The organism is Methyloterricola oryzae, assembly GCF_000934725.1.
Classification (GTDB): Bacteria; Pseudomonadota; Gammaproteobacteria; order Methylococcales; family Methylococcaceae; genus Methyloterricola; species Methyloterricola oryzae.
Map to the genome: position 1 here is coordinate 1 of NZ_JYNS01000011.1, position 20,898 is coordinate 20,898.

General features: G+C 62.3%; 14 protein-coding genes. 7 read left to right on the forward strand and 7 right to left on the reverse strand.

From position 1 onward, the window contains the following. Positions 1-388, reverse strand: a 388-nt coding sequence (locus tag EK23_RS14465; RefSeq protein WP_045226184.1) for a methane monooxygenase/ammonia monooxygenase subunit C, incomplete at its 3' end; no start/stop codon positions are given. 395 nt (positions 389-783) lie between these two features. Here EK23_RS14465 and glgX point away from each other — a divergent pair. The 4 genes from glgX (at position 784) to EK23_RS21845 (ending at position 8,175) form a co-directional block, all read left to right on the forward strand. Further along, on the forward strand, positions 784-2,874 hold the full coding sequence (glgX, locus tag EK23_RS14470) for a glycogen debranching protein GlgX (RefSeq protein ID WP_045226107.1): 2,091 nt from the start codon (positions 784-786) through the stop codon (positions 2,872-2,874). 362 nt (positions 2,875-3,236) lie between these two features. Continuing rightward, a complete protein-coding gene (locus EK23_RS14475; protein ID WP_235282079.1) occupies positions 3,237-5,546 on the forward strand; it encodes a TonB-dependent siderophore receptor in 2,310 nt (769 codons plus the stop codon). A gap of 138 nt (positions 5,547-5,684) precedes the next feature. Beyond that, the gene (locus tag EK23_RS14480) at positions 5,685-6,305 is read left to right on the forward strand and encodes a TOL_0243 family YfiR-like periplasmic protein (RefSeq protein ID WP_235282080.1); all 621 of its coding nucleotides are present in this window, start codon (positions 5,685-5,687) and stop codon (positions 6,303-6,305) included. A gap of 4 nt (positions 6,306-6,309) precedes the next feature. After that, the gene (locus EK23_RS21845) at positions 6,310-8,175 is read left to right on the forward strand and encodes an ATP-binding protein (RefSeq protein ID WP_145998670.1); all 1,866 of its coding nucleotides are present in this window, start codon (positions 6,310-6,312) and stop codon (positions 8,173-8,175) included. 69 nt (positions 8,176-8,244) lie between these two features. Here EK23_RS21845 and EK23_RS14490 read toward each other — a convergent pair whose 3' ends face one another. Continuing rightward, positions 8,245-9,063 carry a quinoprotein dehydrogenase-associated SoxYZ-like carrier gene (locus EK23_RS14490; protein ID WP_082054205.1) on the reverse strand — a complete coding sequence of 273 codons (819 nt, stop codon included), beginning with the start codon at positions 9,061-9,063 and terminating at the stop codon, positions 8,245-8,247. Positions 9,064-9,172: 109 nt separating this feature from the next. Beyond that, the gene (locus EK23_RS14495) at positions 9,173-10,102 is read right to left on the reverse strand and encodes a quinoprotein relay system zinc metallohydrolase 2 (protein WP_045226109.1); all 930 of its coding nucleotides are present in this window, start codon (positions 10,100-10,102) and stop codon (positions 9,173-9,175) included. A gap of 415 nt (positions 10,103-10,517) precedes the next feature. Between EK23_RS14495 and EK23_RS14500 the strand changes: the two genes are divergently transcribed. Next, positions 10,518-12,380: a methanol/ethanol family PQQ-dependent dehydrogenase gene (locus EK23_RS14500; protein WP_045226110.1), complete on the forward strand. Its 1,863-nt coding sequence runs from the start codon at positions 10,518-10,520 to the stop codon at positions 12,378-12,380. Between the two features lie 138 nt (positions 12,381-12,518). Continuing rightward, complete coding sequence (locus EK23_RS14505) at positions 12,519-13,373, forward strand: quinoprotein dehydrogenase-associated putative ABC transporter substrate-binding protein (protein WP_045226111.1); 855 nt, start codon at positions 12,519-12,521, stop codon at positions 13,371-13,373. Positions 13,374-13,410: 37 nt separating this feature from the next. Here EK23_RS14505 and EK23_RS14510 read toward each other — a convergent pair whose 3' ends face one another. The 3 genes from EK23_RS14510 to prfB form a co-directional block, all read right to left on the reverse strand. Further along, on the reverse strand, positions 13,411-14,187 hold the full coding sequence (locus EK23_RS14510) for a hypothetical protein (protein WP_045226112.1): 777 nt from the start codon (positions 14,185-14,187) through the stop codon (positions 13,411-13,413). A 112-nt stretch (positions 14,188-14,299) separates the two neighbouring features. After that, entirely contained in the window at positions 14,300-15,787 is a 1,488-nt protein-coding gene (gene lysS / locus EK23_RS14515; protein WP_045226113.1) for a lysine--tRNA ligase, read from the reverse strand. A 177-nt stretch (positions 15,788-15,964) separates the two neighbouring features. Continuing rightward, a protein-coding gene (gene prfB, locus EK23_RS14520; protein WP_097990980.1) for a peptide chain release factor 2 occupies positions 15,965-17,063 on the reverse strand; the annotation gives its coding sequence in 2 pieces (ribosomal slippage) (positions 15,965-16,987 and positions 16,989-17,063; 1,098 coding nt in all). Between the two features lie 234 nt (positions 17,064-17,297). On the opposite strand from prfB, the gene EK23_RS14530 reads away from it, so the two are divergent. Further along, positions 17,298-18,854 carry a tetratricopeptide repeat-containing sulfotransferase family protein gene (locus tag EK23_RS14530; protein WP_235282081.1) on the forward strand — a complete coding sequence of 519 codons (1,557 nt, stop codon included), beginning with the start codon at positions 17,298-17,300 and terminating at the stop codon, positions 18,852-18,854. Here the strand turns inward: EK23_RS14530 and EK23_RS24485 are convergent. Beyond that, a complete protein-coding gene (locus EK23_RS24485) occupies positions 18,842-20,521 on the reverse strand; it encodes an MFS transporter (RefSeq protein WP_045226116.1) in 1,680 nt (559 codons plus the stop codon). The genes EK23_RS14530 and EK23_RS24485 overlap by 13 nt on opposite strands. Positions 20,522-20,898 lie beyond the last annotated feature (377 nt).

Consider the following 20,898-nt stretch of genomic DNA (forward strand, 5'->3'; position numbering starts at 1 on the left):
AGGTGCCGTCCTGCTCGGTGAAGTAGGAAGCGCCCCAGTAGATGGCCCACGCATAGGCAAACAGCCAGATCAGGTGGGTCATGTTGCGACGCAGCTCTTCACGCGGGGTGATGGCAGCCAGGTTGCGGTCACGGGTCTTCCAGATGTAGCCCCACAGGATGGATGCCGTGGTAACCTCGAGGACGATTTCCGTGTACAGGAAGTTCATCCAATAGGTTTCGAATTCCGGAGCGAAAGAGTCAAGGCCAGCGGACCAGCCATAAACACCTTCGTACCAGCGAACCCACATGTAGAACACCGTGTAGATGGTGAACGCAAAAGCAAGCCACTTCTTGTCGAGAAGCGGCTTCTCAGCGACGCTTACATCACCGATAGTTGTTGCAGCCATATCGAATACCTCCAAGGTTTATTGCTTGTTGACGTGCCGCAGAGCGGGACTTGCCCGCGACTCATGCAGCGCTTCGCGATTGCGCAACAAGACCCCGTTCCTCCGATTGGGTTTTTAGCAGGGCCATTGCAAAACAACCGCAACGCTATGACAGCGCCGTTGCGAAGAGGTTCATATGATCTTTGCAAAATGCTACTATCCCCCTGCCGGATTAAAAAATGCCGGCTCGCCAAGGCATGGCTTCATGATGGGACAAGGTTACTAGTATGCGCTGACGCAAGCGCGACCCGGGCGTTATGGTCAGAACGGGTCGGCTTTCAGGGCGCGCTGAAGAAGGAGGCGGTAGCGGTCCATTGATGCAAGGACTCGAGCAACCTTACACTCAGACAGAACGAATGAAGCCAACTTTCACCTATTCAGCCGGGTCGCCCATCCCGCACGGGGTGTCTTTGCACCGCGGCGGCGTCAACTTCACCCTGTTCAGCCGTCACGCCACCCGTGTCGCCCTCCTGCTCTACGCCAAGCCCGAGGATTGCGAGCCCTGCCAGGTCATCGAGCTCGACCCGCAGCACCATCGCACCGGCGATATCTGGCATGTGTGCGTGCAGGGCATTTGCCTGGGACAGGCCTACACCTACCGGGTGGAAGGGCCATTCGATCCGGACAAGGGCCACCGTTTCGCGCCGCAACTGGTGATGCTGGACCCTTACGCCACCGCCTTGATCAGCCCCGAACGCTGGGATTTCAGCCCCTGCTCCACGCAGGAGCAAGGCGTGCCCAATTGCATTCCCAAGGCCGTCGCCAAGGGCCTGGTGGTGGCCAACGGTTTCGACTGGGAAAACGACCGCCCCCTCAAGCGCCACTGGTCGGAGTTGGTGATCTACGAAACCCATGTGCGCGGGCTCACCATCCATCCGGGTTCCGGCGTCACCCACCGCGGCACCTACCTCGGCATCATCGAGAAGATTCCCTATCTGCAGGAACTGGGCATCAACGCCATCGAACTCATGCCCCTGCAGGCCTTCAATCCAGACGAACTGACGGCGCGCAATCCGTTCACCGGTGAACGGCTGCGCAATTATTGGGGCTATAACACCATCGGCTTCTTCGCGCCCCACGAGGACTTCGGCAGCCGCAGCTACCCGGGCTGCCAGGTCGACGAGTTCAAGACCATGGTCAAGGCCCTGCACCGGGCCGGCATCGAAGTCTTGCTGGACGTGGTGTTCAACCACACGGCGGAAGGTGACGAGACCGGGCCCACCCTGAACTTCCGCGGCCTGGACAACAGCATCTACTACCTGCTGGAGGAGGACAAGCGCCGCTACAAGAACTACTCGGGCTGCGGCAACACACTGAATTGCAATCATCCCGTGGTGCGCAACTACATTCTGGATTGCCTGCGCTACTGGGTGGTGGAGATGCACGTGGACGGTTTCCGCTTCGACCTGGCCTCCATACTCGGGCGCGACCGCACCGGCCACCTGGCCCCCAACCCGCCCCTGCTGGAATCCATCGCCGAAGATCCCATCCTGCGCGAGGTCAAGCTCATCGCCGAAGCCTGGGACGCGGGCGGCGCCTACCTCGTGGGCCGTTTCCCGGGTGAACGCTGGTCGGAATGGAATGGCCAGTTCCGCGACGACGTGCGCCGCTTCTGGCGCGGTGAAGCCGGGATGATAGGCCGCATGGCCAGCCGTCTGTGCGGCAGTTCCGACCTGTACGACCACAGCGGCAAGGCGCCCATCAACAGCATCAACTTCGTCACCTGCCACGACGGCTTCACCCTGCACGACCTGGTGAGCTACCAGCACAAGCACAACCTGGCCAATGGCGAGGAAAGCCGCGACGGCTGCAACGAGAATTTCAGCGACAACTACGGCGTGGAAGGACCCACGGACGATGCCTGGATCAACCGGCTGCGGCTGCGCCAGAAAAAGAACATGCTGGCTACCCTGTTCCTGTCACGCGGCGTGCCCATGATGCTGGGCGGCGACGAGTTTGGCCGCACCCAGCGCGGCAACAACAACGCCTACTGCCAGGACAACGAGATTTCCTGGTTCGACTGGAGCCTTTTGGACACCAACCGGGACCTGTTCGATTTCACCCGCAACATGATCGCCTTCCGCAAGCAGCACCGCTGCCTGTCCACGGAACAGTTCTACCGCCCTGACGAGATCACCTGGCACAACGCGGCGGGCCTGCCGCCGGAGTGGGACAAGGACACGGCCCTGTGCTGCCACATCCACACCCGCCGGGAAGGCGACGAAAGCCTGTGCCTGCTATTGAACCCGGACTTCCGAGGCATCGAATTCGCCCTGCCTGGCCTGGCCGGGGACAAGACCTGGTACAAGGTTATCGACACTTCAGCGGATGCCCCCGGCGACATCGACCCCAGCGGCAGGGGAACGGCCCTGGTGGGCCGCATGACGCTCCAGGTGCCGGAGCGCAGTCTGATGGTGCTGGTGGCCAAGCCATTCGTGGGATACTGAGGCAGCAGCCCGTCTTTCCACACCTCAGGTAACCCCGCCGCCGCGGCCCGAGTCGCTCTGCTGCCTTACTGTCACTGCGCACCCCCATGGCCGGACCGACCAAACAAGCCCGATCCGTCATGGGGCCATGCTGCACGGGTACGCTCGAAGCCACACAGCGGGCTTGACACTGATATTTTTACCAAGTTGCGAAGGACTAGGGGGACGGCCTATGCTTCATCGCGTCGACACGATGGGATGACTGTCAGACTCTTCAACGAGGTGGGAGGGCCTGGAGCTTGAGAAGACGGCTGAGTTTGAACACTCACGCGCTCGACAGCCATAAGCCCCACCTTTCCGCTCCCCCCAGACCACACCGGCCTTTGGCAGCCTTGTTGCTGAGCGTGCTGGTCTGTGCAACGGACAAAGTGACCGCTGCAGTGAAGGATTTGGCGGACATGGACCTGGAGGAACTCGTCAAAGTGCGGGTCTCGCCTTTCGAGGTTTCGACCCAGTTGGACAGCGGCTACCGCGCCTCCAACTCCGTCTCCGCTTCCCGTTTCGACAGGCCCATCGGGGAACTCCCCTTCGCCGTCCAGGCATTCACGGAATCCTTCATCCAGGACCAGAAACCGCTCATCCCGTTCGACGTGGCGCGCTACTCCCCCAGCGTCACCTACCGCAGCAACGACTTCAACGAGGGCAACGCCAACATGGCGATCCGCGGCTTCGCCATCGGCACCACCCCGGGTAGTACGCAAATCCTGCGGGACGGACTGCCGGGCCCTTCGCTCCTCGATTTCACCAACATCGCGCGCATGGAGGTCGTCAAGGGGCCCTCGTCGTTCCTGTACGGCCAGGTGGCGCCGGGCGGCATCGTCAACGTGATCACCAAGAGCCCGGAAGCCTCATTCGCCGCCACCGGCGGCGCCCGCTACGGCTCCGACAACCAGTACCGCTTCGATTTGGATGTGACCGGGCCTGCCACTAAGACCCTCTTCTACCGGCTTGCGGCGTCGTACTACCAGGACATGCACTACTGGAAGCCATACGATGGCAACACCTGGGACATCGCGCCATCCCTGCTCTGGCAGCCCAGCGACCGCCTCAAGCTCATGCTCAAATACGAGGCTTTCCAGAAGGACGAGACGCCACAGCTCATGCAGAAGCCAGGCTACAACACCCAGAAGGGCGTGCTGCCGACGCCAGCCGACCCCAATCTGTCCGGGGTGGACGTGCCTGGCCTTCCCAACAACTGGAACAGCATGGCCTACCAGGACTATCGCCACAGCGACACCAGCAACCTCAGCACATCCATCGACTTCAAGGCCGACGATCACTGGAACCTGCGCGGAATGTACTCGCATCTGGAATATAAGGTCGACGCGCTGTTTTCCGGCAATTTCGGCATGCCCAACAACACCACCTTTCTGCAGGGCCGTCGCTTCCGCGGTCAGATCTACACCAACCGGGACGACATCTACCAAGTCGACGCGACCGGCCAGTATCAGTTCGACTGGGCGAGTCTGCGCCTGCTGTTTGGTGGCCAGTACGTCGACCGAAGCTTCGACAACTGGGCTGCCCAGGCACCCAACGACCCGGCGCTCGGCAGCGATCCCATCGCCTCGCCGCTGCCGCTTTGGGACCTGCGAGACCCCGCCAGCTGGAATCGCATCGTGCCGATCCCAAAATCCGCGCTAACTGAAAACGTGACCAACCAGTCCTCCAATTATTCAGACATGTCCCTGTACGGCAGCGCCACCTTCGGTTTCTTCGACGACCGGCTGCTGGTGCTGGTGGGTGGCCGTGAAACCTGGACGGAGGGCCAGCTCAACAACTACGTCACCGAGCAGTTGCAGCCCGCGATCAATGCCAGCGCGTTCACACCGCAGTACGGCATTCTTTACAAACTCACACCCGAGCTCTCGCTGTTCGGGTCCTACGCCAAGTCCTTTGTCCCTGGCACCCAACTCCTCAACAATCCGGACGGCACCCAAACGCCCGCCAAACCGACCGAAGGCGAAGGCTACGACATCGGGGTGAAGTACAGCCTGTTCGGCGGTCGCCTGTCCGGCACGCTCAGCTACTTCGACATCAAGAACGAGAACATCGTCAACGATCTGGCCACCACGAACGCGTCCGGCTCCGTGGTGATCAGCAACGTCCAGAGCGGCGAGCAGCGCTCCCGCGGCGTCGAACTTGACGCCACCGCGACGCTGACAGAGAACTGGCAACTCTATGGCTCCTACAGCTACATGGACGCCAAGATCACCGAGTTCAGCGGCCACGACGATGCCATCCTGGCCCAGAATCCGTACACCCTGGATTCCGCAGGCCAGCAGAACTATAAGAATGTGGCGCGCTTCCATGACGCTCCCCTGCAGATGAGCGCACCGCACCTGGCCAATTTGTGGACCCGTTACAACTTCACCGAGGACTGGATGAAAGGGATTTACATCGCCGGAGGCGTCAATCTCGTCTTCGACCAGACGCTACTCCCGGATACGCCCGGCTCCGCCTATCAGACCTACGCGCTGGTCAACGCGATGGTCGGCTACCAGTGGCAGGTAGGCGGGCACCGCTTGAGCCTGGACCTGACCGCCAAGAACCTGGCCGATGAGCGGTATCGGCCGTCCCAGAGCACGCGAGGCCGCCCGCGCGAGTTTCTTCTATCGTTCACGGCCTCGTTTTGAGCCGAAAGGCGAGCCCATGAAATCCGGCGACGTCTGCCGCCCGGTTACAGCGGCGCCCGGACCAGGAGGAATGAGCACCCATCCGGGTGGTGCCGGCACGCGATTCGGAGTCGACCACTCTTTACCGGGAACTCAGGCGTGACCAGACACCGGCAAAGACACGGAGGCGCCTGCCTCCGGGCGGAAGCGCCTCTGCGCGCGCGGGGCCGCGCGTGGGGCGCGGTCATGCTGTGCCTGCTGCTCCCGAGTCTTGCGCTGGGCCAGGAGTCGGCTGCCGAACGCCCAAGCAAGGTGATGGCCGCCTTCCTGCGCAACTTTGCACACTACGTCACCTGGCCCGACACGGCGTTTTCCGATGCGCGCTCGCCCTGGCATGTCTGCGTCCTGGGCCGCGATCCTTTCGGCGATGTCCTGGAAAAGACCCTGCAGGGGCGGGCCGAGCAGGGGCGGCCGTTCGAGGTGCTGCGCGCGGACACCCCGGACGAACTGCCTGCGTGCCAGATCGTCTATGTCTCGTATGAGGCACAGGACAGACGGCGCGCGGCGCTGGCGGCGCTGAAGCGGCAGCCTGTGCTCACCGTGGGAGATACACCCGACTTTCTGATGGAGGGCGGAATCATCCAGTTCAATGTTGGAGATAGGGTCTCAATGAGCATCAACCTGGACCAAGCGCGCTCTGCGTCTCTGCTGATTCAAACCAAGATGCTGGAAGTGTCGCACCAGGTCCTGGAGGCTGGAATCTTGCGTACCCTGAGGTGATGCCTTGCCAAGTCGACTGAGCATCTGGAAAAAGCTTGTGCTGGTGCTTTGGGGATCGGCACTGCTGGTTTTCGTGCTGGTGGGCGGAGGCCTGCTCATCTACCAGGATATGACCCTCGAAGCCAGAGTCCGGGAGCTCATGGAGCCGTATGCGCAACTGGTCGCCGTCGGCACCGAGTCGGCGGTGGCCTTCGAAGATCCGTTACGAGCCCAGGAGATACTCGAAGGTCTGCGCGCCAATCCGCATATCCTGGCGGCGGAGTTGCTGCTGGAAGACGGCCGGCGGCTGGCCGGCTTCGGCAGCCAGCGCAGCGCCGCCCCCCAAACATCGCCCGGAATCTACGTGGCCGGGCGACAGGCCGAATTGGCGATGAAACTGCCGCGAGGCGGGAGTTTGCGCCTGTCGATGAGCCTTAACCAGGTGAGGGAGCAGATGCAGAGGGCGCTCTGGATCTTCGGTACCGCCGTGATGGTTCTGGCACTGGCAACCCTAGGGCAACTGACGGTGCTTAGACGGACCCTCATCCGGCCGGTAAGAGCCCTGGCCCGGGCAGCGGAACGGGTCCGCAATCAAGGTGAGTACAACGTGCGTATGCCCGACGCCGGCAGGGACGAGATCAGCCGTCTCGCACGCAGTTTCAACGCCATGATGGAGGCCATCCAGACCCGGGAAGAACAACTGCGGCGACTGACGCGTCTGCAGCGGACGATCCTGGACAATGCCGCCCATGTCATCATCTCCACGACGCCCGAGGGGGTCGTCACCAGTTTCAACCCCGCCGCCGAGCGCCTGCTGGGCTACGCCGCGGTGGAAGTCGTTGGAAAGGAAACCCCTGCGCTTTGGCACGATCCACAAGAGATCAAGGAGCGCGCGTCGCAATTATCCGCGGAACTGGGGGAGGCCGTCTCGCCGGGATTCGACGTGTTCGCTGCGCGCCCCCGCCAAAACCTGCCTGAGGAGGGCGAATGGACCTTTATCCGCAAGAATGGAAACCGTGTGCCAGTGTTTCTGTCAGTGACAGCGCTGCGCGATGAGGATGGCCGGACTACCGGATTCGTCGGCCTGGCCTATGACCTCACCGAACGGAATCGCGCGCAGGACGAGGTCCGTGAGCTCAATCGGGAACTCGAGCAACGGGTTGCCGAACGCACCACCGAGCTGGAAGTGGCCAACAGCGAGCTGGAGTCCTTCTCCTATTCCGTATCCCATGACTTGCGCGGACCTTTGCGGGCCATCGACGGCTTTTCAGGGCTGTTGGCCAAACATTATTCGCAGCAGCTGGACGCTGAAGGCCGGCGCTTGATCAGCGTCGTGAGGGGCAATGTGGCTCGGATGGCGGACCTGATCGATGACCTGTTGCAGTTCTCGCGCACCTCGCGCCGCGAAATGACGTTTGCGCCTATCGACATGCGGACGCTCGCGCAGGAGGTTTTCCATGAGCTGCGCAGTGCCGTTCCAGAGCGGAACATCGTCCTGCATCTGGGCGACCTGCCGCCTGCCAGCGGTGACCGGGCGATGCTGCGCCAGGTCTTTGCCAATCTGCTTTCCAACGCCATCAAGTTCAGCTCGCCGCGTCCCGAGGCTGTCATCGAGGTAGTCGGGAACATAGAGGGCGAGGTAAGCGTGTACTGTGTAAAGGACAATGGCGTCGGCTTCGACATGCAGTACGTGGATAAGCTGTTTGGCGTGTTCCAGCGCTTGCACGGACTGGATGAATTCGAGGGCACCGGTATCGGCCTGGCCATCGTCAAGCGTGTCATCGACCGTCACGGCGGACGAGTATGGGCTGAAAGCATGCTGGGTCGAGGCTCCAGCCTTTACTTCGCACTGGCCGCCGCAAGACGACCGGAAAACCGCGCTTTGCGCTGACAGGCGCGGCGAAAGGGCGGGCCATGCCCGCCCTTTCAAGAGCACTCCGTTCGGAGATGAGCGTGCTGATCAGGGAGTAACGGCCTGCGTATAACTGAACTGCTTGCCCAGGTTGTCCTTTATCTCGGCCTTCAATTCCCCGGCCTTCTGCGGCACGAAATAAAAGCGGAAATTGGGGTCCGCGCTGACCGCGATATCCGTCTGCGCCGTCATGACCGGCTTACCGTCGAAGCTCACCTTGACCTCGTCCACGTAGTGAGCGGGTTTGACCATACGGGAAATCTGATCCATCTGCATACCGGTGATATTCGGGTGGCTGATGAGAAGCTGGGTGAGATTGGGCGACTGCGGCGTCACCTTGTCCCCATCCAGCTTGAACTTCATCTTGCCTAGCCGCGCCATGGCCGCATCCAGATCCGCTCCGATGGGCGCCGAGCAACCGCCGCTGGCCTTGACGAAGGCTTTGGACATGCTGAGCTTGCCGTCGTTGGTCTCGGCGATGGCGCGCACATTGGTGTACGCATTCACACGCAGGCGCATGGCCACATCCGCCTTGCCGCTCTCCGGCGTGAAGTGGAACGCGGCGGCGAAAGGCACGGGGTTCTTGTCGATGATCAGGGTAATGGCCTTGATGAATTTGTCCGGGGACTGCGCAATCTTGGCGTTCACGGAAATGGGCACCAGGGCCGGGTCCTCGGCGCGATAAGGCGCCACCAGTTCGATAACGTCAGTAGACTCGGCAATGGGACGGTCTCCGAAATACTGCTGCTTGAGGGTGCTGTCCCAAAGGGCATCGTCCTCGGATGCGGCCAGGGCCAGGCCCGCGAACAGGAACAAGCCGGCCAGGGCCGGCCACCGTAATCTCTTGGGATTGGAGCTGATATTCATAAAGTCCTCTCGGGTGTCGGTCTGTCGTGTCTAATAGGGGCTGCCGTAATTCGCTGGTGCTCCCGGCCTGTCAGGGTCCTGGTCCCTGCAGCGGGGATGCTGGGGGCCTTCAATCGTCTTCCCACTCCAGCTCGGCGAAAGCGGTGGAAATATTGCGCTTGTGGAAGTCGTCGAACAAGTCCCACTGGCCGCGCGCCGACTGCCCCACGGTCACCAGGGCCTGCTCCATGGTTTTGCCGGCCTTGAGCGCAGCGCGGATCTCGCTCGCCAACATGTTCAGGTAGGCCAGTTCGGCATCGGACGCCTTGGGCCACTCCGTGGCCACCGGACCATGTCCCGGGATGGCCAGGCGGGCGTCCAGCCCGCGCAATTGCTCCAGTTCCTTCAGCCAGCCCAGAAGGCTACCGTCCACCACCGGGATATGCCCCATGAACAGCAGGTCCGAGGCCCACAGGGTTTTGGTTTTCTCGTCGAACACGCTCAGATCGTTGTCCGTGTGCGCGGTGCCGTGAGCCCTCAACAACAGCTTGCGGCCGCCCAGGTCCAGCTCGCGGGTGCTATCCACGGTTTCATCCGGAAACACGAAGTCATCCTTGCCCATGCCGTTGTCCAGTTCGCGCTGGGCCATGTCCAGGTAATGGGGGGCGCGCGACGCCATGGCCTGGGGCAGCTTGCGGTGGCCAATGAACACGACGCCGGGCTGGCGAAAGGCGGCATTGCCGTATATATGGTCGGGATGGACATGGGTGTTGATCACGTAGCAGACCGGCACCGGGGTCAGGGCTGCGATGGCCGCCTTCAGCACCCTGCCCTGGGCGGGACTGCCTCCCGTGTCCACCACCGCGACACAGCGCTCGCCGCGGATGAAGCCGATATTGGCGATCTCCCCGCGGTTGTGCCGGTCCGGCAGCGCATGCACCCCCTGATGCACGTAGATGCCGTCCGCTACCTCCTTGAGCGTCATGGCCGGCTGCTCTGCGTGGGCGGCGCATGCCAGGAGCAGGAACAGGGCGCAGATTGCATGGATGATCGATTTCATGGGAACACCGGGCAGGGCAGATCGTCGCTAACAGGATTGGACGCGTCGCCTGGCAACCTCCCGACCCGCGGCGCGCAGGGCCGCATTGTCGCCCCGGCGCGGCTTTTCGGCAACGTGATTCCCGAAGCAGGAGTGGCTTTCGCAACATCGGACCGCCCTGGTTCACGATCGCGCGCAGCCCAGGCAAAATCCCTTCCGCGGCGAGCTTGTCGGCAGCCTGTATCCAGGCGGCCCCCGTGTTGACTTTTGCCCTGAAATAATTCAATTTACGCACCCAGACGGGATTGTCCGGGGAATTTTCAGGCGTGTTTTCAGGAAAGTTTCCTTATAACAACACCAATCCGTCCTAGCTTTTTGGCTTAATTGGCATAAATTCGATTTGGTTCGCGGATGCGGACTAATTAGGAGGAGAAAGATGATTAAACCCGTGAAAAGTTGGCTGCTCGCATCCTCCGTTGCTGCGATGCTGGCCGCACCCGGGATGTCCCAAGCGAACGCTGAAGTGGCGGCCCTAACTCAGGACAACAGCAGCTGGGCTACCTGGGGCAAGGACTATGCCGGCACCCGCTACAGCCCCCTGACCCAGATCAACAAGGATACCGCCAAGAACCTGCAGCCCAAGTGGACCTTCTCCACCGGCATGCTGCGCGGCCACGAAGGCGGTCCGCTGGTTGTCAATGGGCTGATCTACATCCACACCGGCTTCCCCCACAAGGTTTACGCGCTGAACCAGGACACGCAGAGCGTGGTTTGGGAATACAACTATGCGCCTGACGCAGGCACCGATCCTCAGCAAGTTATCGGCGTGATGTGCTGCGACGTGGTCAACCGCGGTCTGGCCTACGGCGACGGTAAGGTCTTCCTGGCCCAGGGCGATGCAACCCTGGTGGCCCTGGATGCCAAGACCGGCAAAGTGGTCTGGAAGGCGAAGAACGGCGACACCAAGCAGGGCATGACCAACACCAATGCTCCGCTGGTGGTGAAGGACAAGGTCTTCGTCGGTATCTCCGGCGGCGAGTACGGCGTGCGCGGCTTCATCGCCGCCTACAACATCAAGAATGGCAGCCCGGCGTGGAAGGCTTACAGCACCGGTCCTGACGCCGAGATGAAGATCAACCCGGAAAAGACCATGACCTGGACCGATGGCAAGATGGCCCCGGTCGGCAAGGACTCTTCCCTCAAGACCTGGCAGGGCGACCAGTGGAAGATCGGCGGCGGCACCACTTGGGGCTGGTACAGCTATGATCCGCAACTGAACCTGATGTACTACGGCTCCGGCAATCCCTCCACCTGGAACCCGGTACAGCGTCCTGGCGACAACAAGTGGTCCATGACCATTTGGGCTCGTGACGTGGACACCGGCGAAGCCAAGTGGGTCTACCAGATGACCCCGCACGACGAGTGGGACTTCGACGGCATCAACGAAATGACGCTGGTCGATCTGCCCATGAAGGACGCCAACGGCAACGAGCACAGCAAGCTGTTGACCCACTTCGACCGCAACGGCTTCGGCTACACCCTGGACCGCGCGACCGGCGAACTGCTGGTGGCCGAGAAGTTCGACAAGGCCGTCAACTGGGCTTCCCATGTGGACATGAAGTCTGGCCGTCCGCAGGTGCAGACCCAGTACTCCACCCAGGCCGGTGGCGAAGACCACAACAGCAAGGGCATCTGCCCCTCGGCTATGGGCAGCAAGAACGAGCCTCCGGTCACGTTCTCTCCCAAAAGCAAGCTGATCTACATCCCGGGTAACCACACCTGCATGGACTACGAGCCGTTCGCGGTTGAGTACACCGCAGGCCAGCCGTACGTGGGCGCCACCCTGAGCATCTACCCGGCGAAGGCGGATGTGCAGACCGGTCAGCCGACCCCCGACCGCCTGAACATGGGTTCCTTCACCGCATGGGATCCCACCACCGGCAAGATCGCCTGGGCCATTGACGAGCCGTTCTCCCTGTGGAGCGGCATGGTGTCCACCGCGGGTGACATCGTGATCTACGGCACCCTGGAAGGCTACCTGAAGATCCGCGACGCCAACAACGGCGCTGAACTGTACAAGTTCAAGACCCCGTCCGGCGTGATCGGCAACGTCAGTACCTGGGAGCACAAAGGCAAGCAGTACATCGGCGTGCTGTCCGGTATCGGCGGCTGGGCCGGCGTGGGCATGGCCGCAGGCCTGGAAGGCGAGAGCGAAGGTCTGGGCGCCGTGGGCGCTTACAAGAGCCTGGGCGCGCACACCAAGCTGGGCGGTGTGTTCACCGTGTTTGCTCTGCCCTAGTCTGAACCTCTAGGTTAGGACTTCGGGACGCCCCGGTCGAGCAATCGGCCGGGGCGTTCTTCATTTCAGGGAAGGAATAAATTTAGAATACCGGCGGTCCAACCGGGACTCGCAAGGCACACTCACACAGGAAACGTCATGACGAATTCGTTCAAACACCGGGCGCTGGGCCTGCTCGCCGCCCTGGCCATCGCACCGGCTTCCCAGGCCTGGGAGGGCAAGACCTTCAAGGTCTGCGCCGACCCCAACAACCTGCCCTATTCCAACCAGAAGGGTGAGGGTTTCGAAAACAAGATCGCGGAACTGTTGGCCGACGAACTGGACCTCGAGCTGGAATACACCTGGTTTCCGCAGCGCATGGGCTTCATCCGCAACACCCTGAAGGCGGAGGTCGAGGAGGGCAAGGGCAAGGGTTACAAGTGCGATGTTATCATCGGCCTGCCCACCGGCGCCGAGCAGGCGGCCACTACCCAGCCCTATTACCGCTCGACCTATGCCCTGGTCATCGCCAAAAAACGCGGCTGGGACGATATCGAATCCCCCGAGGATCTGGACAAGCTGTCCGACAAGCAAAAGGCCAAGCTGAAGATGGCCATGTTTGACGGCTCACCCGCCACCACCTGGCTGCTGAATCACAAACTGCTGGATGGTTCGATACCGTTCCAGTCCATGGATGCCGACGCCACCATCAGCACCGCCGAGCGCGTCGAGCAGGCGCTGAAATCCGGCAAGCTGGACATGGCGATCGTGTGGGGCCCCATTGCAGGCTACCTGGAAACCCATAACAAGGGCGCTTTCGAGGTGATCCCCATGCATTCCGAGCAGGGCGTGAAGTTCGAATTCCCCATGTCCATGGGCGTGCGCATCCCGGACAAGGAGCGCAAAGAGGAATTGAACAAGCTGATCGAGGACAATCAGCGCAAGATCAACAAGATCCTCGGCAAGTACAAGGTGCCGCTGGTGGATGCGGACGGCAAGCTGATCGACGACTGACGTTTACCCAGGGCGGCGGCTTGCACCGGCGCCGCCGCTATTTTTCCGCCGGGCGACGCAGCAGGCTGCCCAGGCGGGCGAAGAAACCGGCTTCCTTGCGCGGCTCGGCCTGCTCAGCCTGACGGCGGCGGTTATCCTCCTCCAGCCGCTGGCGCAGCTGGCGGCGCACATCATCGGGAATTTCCAGGGTGCTCAGACGTCGGTCCTTGCGCAGGACGTAATGCCCCAACTGGTCCAGCCAGTCCTCGTCGATCTTCTGGTAGGGGAAATGCAGCTTGACGTCCACCAGGCCCTCGAAGTTGTGGGTGGTGACGCCTACCTCGAAGCTCTCTTCCTGGGTCTCGAACAATAGGCTCACCAGCACCCGCAATCGGCACTCGAACAGCGCCCCTTCCACCTCGGCGCCGCTGCGAATGGGCGACTCGCTGAAGGCCACCTGCTCCGAGCGCAGGAACTTGCGGAAATCATCGGCCAGCGCCCTGGGCGTGACGGAATAATGCCTGGATTCGGCCGTCAGGCAGTCGAAACGCAGGGAGATCTTCTTGGGATCGCTGGCGTTGTCCACAAAGATGCGGTAATTCCCCTGACTGAAGGACACATCGCCGACGCCGGGCACGCTGTACACCGCATCCACCGGCCAGCCCACCACCTCCAGATGGTCCACCAGTTCGAACAGATAGCGCTGGATACGCACCATGCGCTCGCGCAAGCCCTGGGCGTCGTTGCGCTCCTGAACGCTGCGTAGGGCATCCTCCGCCTCCTGGGCCTTGCGAAGCCGCTCCGCCTCTTTCTTGATCTCGTCCAGTATGCCCATGCGCGCCCGTGCCTAGCCGTGTGTGCCCAGGAAGTTGCGGGTATTAGCTCCCGCTTCCGACCCCATCAAGCTAGCACCCCAAGCGCCACCCTTCAATGCGTCGCCCGGCGGATCACACTTCCTTGCGCATATGCGGGAACAGGATGACATCGCGGATGGAGGGCGAATCAGTCAGGAACATCACCAGGCGGTCGATGCCGATGCCCTCGCCCGCCGTGGGCGGCAGGCCATATTCCAGGGCGCGCACGTAATCGGCGTCGTAGTGCATGGCCTCCTCGTCGCCCGCGTCCTTGTCCTCCACCTGCTTGCGGAAGCGCTCCGCCTGGTCCTCGGCGTCGTTCAGCTCGGAGAAGCCGTTGGCCAGCTCGCGGCCAGCCACGAAGAACTCAAATCGGTCGGTAACGAAGGGATTGGCGTCATTACGCCGCGCCAGGGGCGACACCTCGGCCGGGTACTCGGTGATGAAGGTAGGCTCTTCCAGGCGGTGCTCCACGGTCTTCTCGAATATCTCCGTCTGGATCTTGCCCAGGCCATCGCCGGCCTTGACCGGAATGCCCAGGCGCTGGGCCACCTGCGCCGCGGCCTCGCGGCTGGCCAGATTGTCCAAGTTCAGGTCCGGGTTGAAGTGCAGCACAGACTCCAGCAGGGTCATGCGCCGGAAGGGGGTCTCCAGATCGTAGACTTTCTCCTGATAGCTGACCTGCATGGAGCCGAGCACATCCCGGGCCAGCCCGCGCAGCAGTTCCTCGGTCAGGTCCATCAGCTCGCGGTAATCCGCGTAGGCCTGGTAGAACTCCAACATGGTGAACTCGGGATTGTGCCGAGTGGAGAGGCCTTCATTGCGAAAACTGCGGTTGATCTCGAACACCCGCTCGAAACCGCCCACCACCAGACGCTTGAGGTAGAGCTCCGGCGCGATGCGCAGGAACAATTCCATGTCCAGGGCGTTGTGGTGGGTGACAAAGGGCTTGGCGCGCGCGCCGCCGGGGATGGCCTGCATCATGGGCGTTTCGACTTCCATGAAGTCGCGGGCGGTGAGGAACTGGCGCACATAGGCGACGATGGCGCTGCGCAGGCGGAACACCTGGCGCGATTCCTCGGTCATGATCAGGTCCACATAGCGCTGGCGGTAGCGGATTTCCTGATCGGTGAGGCCGTGGAACTTCTCCGGCAGGGGCCGCAGGGACTTGGTCAGCAGGCGCACCGTGGAGGCCTTCACCGAGAGCTCCCCGGTCTTGGTGCGGAACACCGTGCCTTCCACGGCGATGATGTCGCCGATGTCCCAGGTCTTGAAGGCTTCGTAGACACCCTCGGGCAGGGCGTCGCGCTGCAGGAACAACTGGATGCGCCCGGACATGTCCTGGATCTGCGCGAAGCTGGCCTTGCCCATGAGGCGCTTGGCCATCAGTCGGCCCGCCAGTCTCACGGTGACTGGCGCGCTTTCCAGCTGTTCCGCGTCCGTCTCGCCAAAGCGGCGATGCAGCTCTTCCGCCAGGCCATCGCGGCGGAAATCATTGGGGAAGGCCACGCCCTCGCGCAGGGCCGCCAGTTTCTCGCGCCGCTGCGCGATCAGTTTGTTCTCGTCCAGTTGTTCAGACATCGCTCTTTATCTTGATTGATTGAATGGGTTGGAGAGTTGGGCGAGGCGGCTTTGTGGCCGGTTCATGCGCCACCCCACCATAATCCACCTGCTGGGAGGGGGATAGCTGGGATGGGGGGCTGCCGCCAGCAAGCCCCCTCAACGTCCCTTAAAGATCGCCTGTAACCCTGAGGGCACTCACAGGCCCGCCTTCAGGCTCGCCTCGATAAACATGTCCAGGTCGCCGTCCAGCACCGGCTGTGGATTGCGGGTCTCCACCTCGGTGCGGAGATCCTTGATACGGGAGTCATCCAACACATAGGAGCGGATCTGGCTGCCCCAGCCGATGTCGGACTTGGTGTCCTCCAGGGCCTGCTGGGCGGCGCTGCGCTTGAGCATCTCCAACTCGTACAGCTTGGATTTCAGCTGCTTCATGGCGGTATCGCGGTTCTTGTGCTGGGAGCGGTCGCTCTGGCACTGCACCACGATGTTGGTGGGCATATGGGTGATGCGCACCGCGGACTCGGTCCGGTTCACGTGCTGGCCGCCGGCGCCGCTGGCGCGGTAGACATCCACCCGCAAATCTGCCGGATTGATCTCGATGTCCACGTTGTCGTCGATCTCGGGCGAGACGAACACCGAGGAAAACGAGGTATGCCGCCGGTTGCCGGAATCGAAGGGGGACTTGCGCACCAGGCGGTGCACGCCGGTCTCCGTGCGCAGCCAGCCGAACGCGTATTCACCCTCGAACTTGACGGTGGCGCTCTTGATGCCGGCCACTTCGCCGGCGGAGACTTCCATCAGCTCAGTCTTGAAGCCGCGCCGCTCACCCCAGCGCAGATACATGCGCAACAGCATTTCCGCCCAGTCCTGGGCCTCGGTGCCGCCGGACCCGGCCTGGATATCCAGGAAGGCATTGTTGGGGTCCATCTCGCCGGAGAACATGCGGCGGAATTCCAGCCCGGCGACATCCTTCTCATATGCTTCGAGATCGGCCGCCACGGTCTCCACCGTATCCTCGTCGTCCTCCGCCACGGCCAGCTCCAGCAGTTCCTCGGCATCGGCGATGCCCTGCTGCAGCTTCAACAGGGTGTTGACCACCTGCTCCAGTTGGCCGCGCTCCTTCCCCAGGGCCTGGGCCTTTTCCGGGTTATCCCAGATCTTGGGGTCTTCCAGTTCCCTCAGGACTTCGGTGAGGCGCTCCTGCTTGGTTTCGAAGTCAAAGATACCCCCTAAGGCCCTCGTGGCGAGCCTTCAAGTCCTTGATCTGGTTGTAGAGCGGGTTCAATTCACGCATAGCTGATTGTTTTGGCTAATAAAAATCCGCGATTTTACACGATTCCTGAGGCGGCGTCTCAGCCTTCGTGCGGTGAGCGGGCGACGGCGGCGGGACGAATTCGCGTGAAATGCCACAGCCAATGCGCCATTTCCCATCCAAACGAACCACGCTGGCGCGCTACAGGCTTGATTTGCCGGGGAGGCATTTTTCTTGCTGACTTTGCGCAATGCCGACTTAATCCGGGACGTCCCTATGTCATCTCAAGCACCGCAGTTTTCCATTCCCTCCAGCCCCATGCAGCGGGGCCAGGCCGCCGTGCAGGCGCGCAATTTCGAAGAGGCGGTGCGTTGCTTTGCGGAGGCTGTCGTGCAGGATGACAGGAATCCGCAGGCCCTGGCGGCCCTGGGGCAGTCGCTATGCTGGCTGGGGCGGCGCGAGGAAGGGGTCGCGCAACTCCGCCAGTCCGGCCAGTTGCTGGCCAAGAAAGCCCGCAAGACCCGCGACGTCAGTCTGACCCTGAACCTGGCCGACCAGTTGCAATACTGGACCGACTACGCCGGCGCGCGGGATCTGGCCCGGACAGCGGTGCAGATCAATCCCGCCGAGGTCCGCGGCTACCAGTTGCTCGCCGTCTCCTGCCTGCGCCTCAATCTAAGCACGCAAGCCCTGACGGCGGCCCGGCAAGCGATCAGGTTGGCGCCGGACTCGGCAACCCTGCAGATCCTGCTGGCCACGCTCGAAGCGGCTGAAAAGCTCCACGAACCCGCCCGGAACAGGCTGGAAAAGGTGCTGCAGGGACGCCTGTCGCCGGAAGAAGCCTTTAGGGCACACAAGGAGCTGGCGAACATCCTGGACAAGCTGGGCGAATACGATCAGGTTTTTGCCCATTTGCATGCGGCCGCCGAGCTGTCCGCCCGATTGCCGGAGGTCCGGCGCCAGGATGCGGGCCTGGTGTCACGCATGATCGAAAGCTACAGGGCCGGCTTCGACCCGGCGCTGCTGCGCCGCTGGTCCACCGCAGACCTGGCCGGGGATGTGCCGGCGCCGAGCTTCGTGCTGGGATTCATGCGTTCCGGCACTACCCTGACCCAGGAAGTCCTGGCCGCACACCCGCGGGTGCTGGTGGCCGACGAGAGCAGCCTGCTGAGTTCCCTCGGCGACGAACTGCGCCGCATGAACCCGTGTTCAGGCAGCCTGGCGGATCAGTTGCGGGCCTTGGATCGGGACGGCATTCGCCACCTTCGCGCCCATTACTGGAAGCTGGCCCGAGGCCTGTACGGGGAGAAGCTGAGCGGCCAACACCTGGTGGACAAGACCACCATGAACACCATCGATCTGGGCCTGCTCAACTGCGTCTTTCCGGACGCCAAGGTCGTATTCGTCATGCGCGACCCGCGCGATGTCTGCCTGAGCTGCTTCATGCAGACCATGATCCCCACGCCCTCCACCGTGCATCTGTTTACCTGGCAGGGAATCGCGGACTTCTACGCCTTGATGCTCGACTGGTGGCTGCTCATGCGCGAGCGGCTCAGTGTGCCCTATCTGGAATTGCGCTACGAGGACGCGGTGACGGACTTCGAGCCCAGCTTCCGGCGGGTGTTCGAATTCCTGCAACTGCCTTGGGACCCGGCGGTGGCCGAGTTCCATAAGCAGGCGGCACGCAAGTACGTCAACAGTCCGAGCTTCAGCCAGGTGGCCCAGCCCCTTTATTCCTCCTCCGTAGGCCGCTGGCGGCGCTACGCGCATGCGTTCGAAACGATCGGCGCAAGGCTGCGGCCCTACGTCGATGCTTTTGGCTACGAAGCCTGAGACTCGGAAACCGGCATCCGGCGCTCCACCAGATACACCGCCAGGAGGGGGATCAGCAGCCCGATGACGGTGACGGTGATGAAGAGCGCGCCCAGCTCGCTGTAATCCGCCGGCGCCGCCACGCTGCCGGTGACCGGATCGCGCAGTTCGCGGCTGACGGTGAACAGTGCGTTCAGATGCTTGGTGAGCAACTGCGCCAAGGCTAGCGCCAGGTTGGTGAAAGCCGCCATCACCGCGAAATAGGTGGCCTTGAGTTGCGCCGGAGCGGAGTTGGCGATCCAGGCCAGCATGGGAATCATCGCGATCTGCCCCAGGGGCGATTCCAGCGCTGTATCCACCAGGGCGATAAAGCGGGCATCCACCACGCCGCCGGTATGCGCAGCGGTCCAGTGATGAAATCCGTAATACATGGCGATGTTGGGCAGGAACAGCACCGTCGAGGCGATGGTCAGCACCACGATGATGCGGGTAATGGGCCGCTCCGCCATGAAACGGCGGAACAGGAACATGCCGACCAGCGTCAGGGAACTGGCGATGAGGGACAACTGAGCCAGGAACTGCTGGTCGAAGCCGAGCACGTCGATCATCCACCAACTGGAGCCGGGGCCCGGAGAAGGCATGGCGCGGAAGGCGAAGATCACCAGGGCCGTGCCGTACAGGCTATGCCGGGCGCCATCGGGCAAATCCAGGGTCAGGCGCCGCATGAGGAACAACACGATGGCCAGGGAACCGGCGAACACCACCTCCTCGTTGAAGGGAAACGCCGACAGACCCATGGCCAGAGAAAACAGCACGAAGGCCGCCCCGCCCCCCAGTATCCAAGGATTGGGGGCGGTAGGCTCGGCCACGACCAGCCCCAGGGCGCGGTCGATCTCGTCGAACTCCAGACCCTGCGCCGCCAGGCGCCGGGCCGCGCTGGCCCGCATCAGCGCCGCCATCACCACGCCCAGCACCGACACCAGCGGAATCACCAGGGCCAGCCGGTAGATCTGCAGGTAGATCGCCGCCTTCTGCGCCGCGCCCATGCTCTCCACCCCCGCAAACAGATACACGTTGGCGATGGCCACTAGCAGCGTACCGCCGATGATGGCGACCCGGCCAAGGGTCTGCATGGTGGTGTGGCTCAGCCGGATGTCCTCTTCGCTGCGGGCCCTGCCCTGTTCGTCAAATCGGGGCACCGCCTCCACGGTCATGGCATCCGCCACCGTGTCCTGGATCACATAGCCCGCCGGCGCCAGCAGCACGGCCAGCACATACCAGGTTTCCGCCGACAGGGTCTCGCGCATGCCCGCCGGGTCAGAGAGCAGGCCAATCATGATCATCAGGCTGGCGGCGATGAGGCCGGCGCCGAGATAAATCAAGCCAGCCTTGTGCCTCCAGATGAGATCCACCAGGTGGCCCAGGGGCATCTTCAGGGTCCAGGGCAGCATGGCCCAGAAACTGAGGGCGGCCAGGAACTCGGCGGACAGCCCCAGGTACTCCTTGACGAAGAAGGTCCCGACGATGCCGGTCAGGCCGGAAACGCCGGCCGCCATGTAGACCATGAGCGGCGGCACGTAACTCCAGCGCATCTGGCGGCCGAGATCCAACACGTTGCGATCGAACCAGTGGATTGCGCGAGGCAGGATGCCATGCGGAACTGCCTGTCTGTCGGAACCGTTTGCCATAAGAACCTTTCAGTCGTTTCAAAACCATGCGGGCAGCCGCCACCGGGAGCAACCGAGGTCGACTTGGCGCGGCCGCACGGCTGTCATTCGACCGGTTCGAGGCCGCGCAAAAAGACTCAAGCCGTGCCCTGCTGGCCCAGCACCGAAGCCTTGACACCGGCAAATTCCCGCGAGGATATCCACCGGATCGCAATTGTGGGCGATCTGCGGCAAATGCCACACTCACTTTGCCTCAAATACTTACACAAGCCAATGAAATATAGGATATTTTTAATTGTAAAAAACTTGACCAGGGAAAACCAAATGCTAGCCGGGGCGTACACTTAGCGCGTTTGCAGACGGCTTTTGCACCAAGTTATCCACAGATTCTGTGAATA

What these genes read in the sequence shown, in the direction of transcription:
- glgX (WP_045226107.1), top strand. Translation starts at nt 784, where the DNA reads ATGAAGCCAACTTTCACCTATTCAGCCGGGTCGCCCATCCCGCACGGG.
- EK23_RS14490 (WP_082054205.1), bottom strand. Translation starts at nt 9,063, where the DNA reads ATGAATATCAGCTCCAATCCCAAGAGATTACGGTGGCCGGCCCTGGCC.
- EK23_RS14495 (WP_045226109.1), bottom strand. Translation starts at nt 10,102, where the DNA reads ATGAAATCGATCATCCATGCAATCTGCGCCCTGTTCCTGCTCCTGGCA.
- EK23_RS14500 (WP_045226110.1), top strand. Translation starts at nt 10,518, where the DNA reads ATGATTAAACCCGTGAAAAGTTGGCTGCTCGCATCCTCCGTTGCTGCG.
- EK23_RS14505 (WP_045226111.1), top strand. Translation starts at nt 12,519, where the DNA reads ATGACGAATTCGTTCAAACACCGGGCGCTGGGCCTGCTCGCCGCCCTG.
- EK23_RS14510 (WP_045226112.1), bottom strand. Translation starts at nt 14,187, where the DNA reads ATGGGCATACTGGACGAGATCAAGAAAGAGGCGGAGCGGCTTCGCAAG.
- lysS (WP_045226113.1), bottom strand. Translation starts at nt 15,787, where the DNA reads ATGTCTGAACAACTGGACGAGAACAAACTGATCGCGCAGCGGCGCGAG.
- EK23_RS14530 (WP_235282081.1), top strand. Translation starts at nt 17,298, where the DNA reads ATGTCATCTCAAGCACCGCAGTTTTCCATTCCCTCCAGCCCCATGCAG.
- EK23_RS24485 (WP_045226116.1), bottom strand. Translation starts at nt 20,521, where the DNA reads ATGGCAAACGGTTCCGACAGACAGGCAGTTCCGCATGGCATCCTGCCT.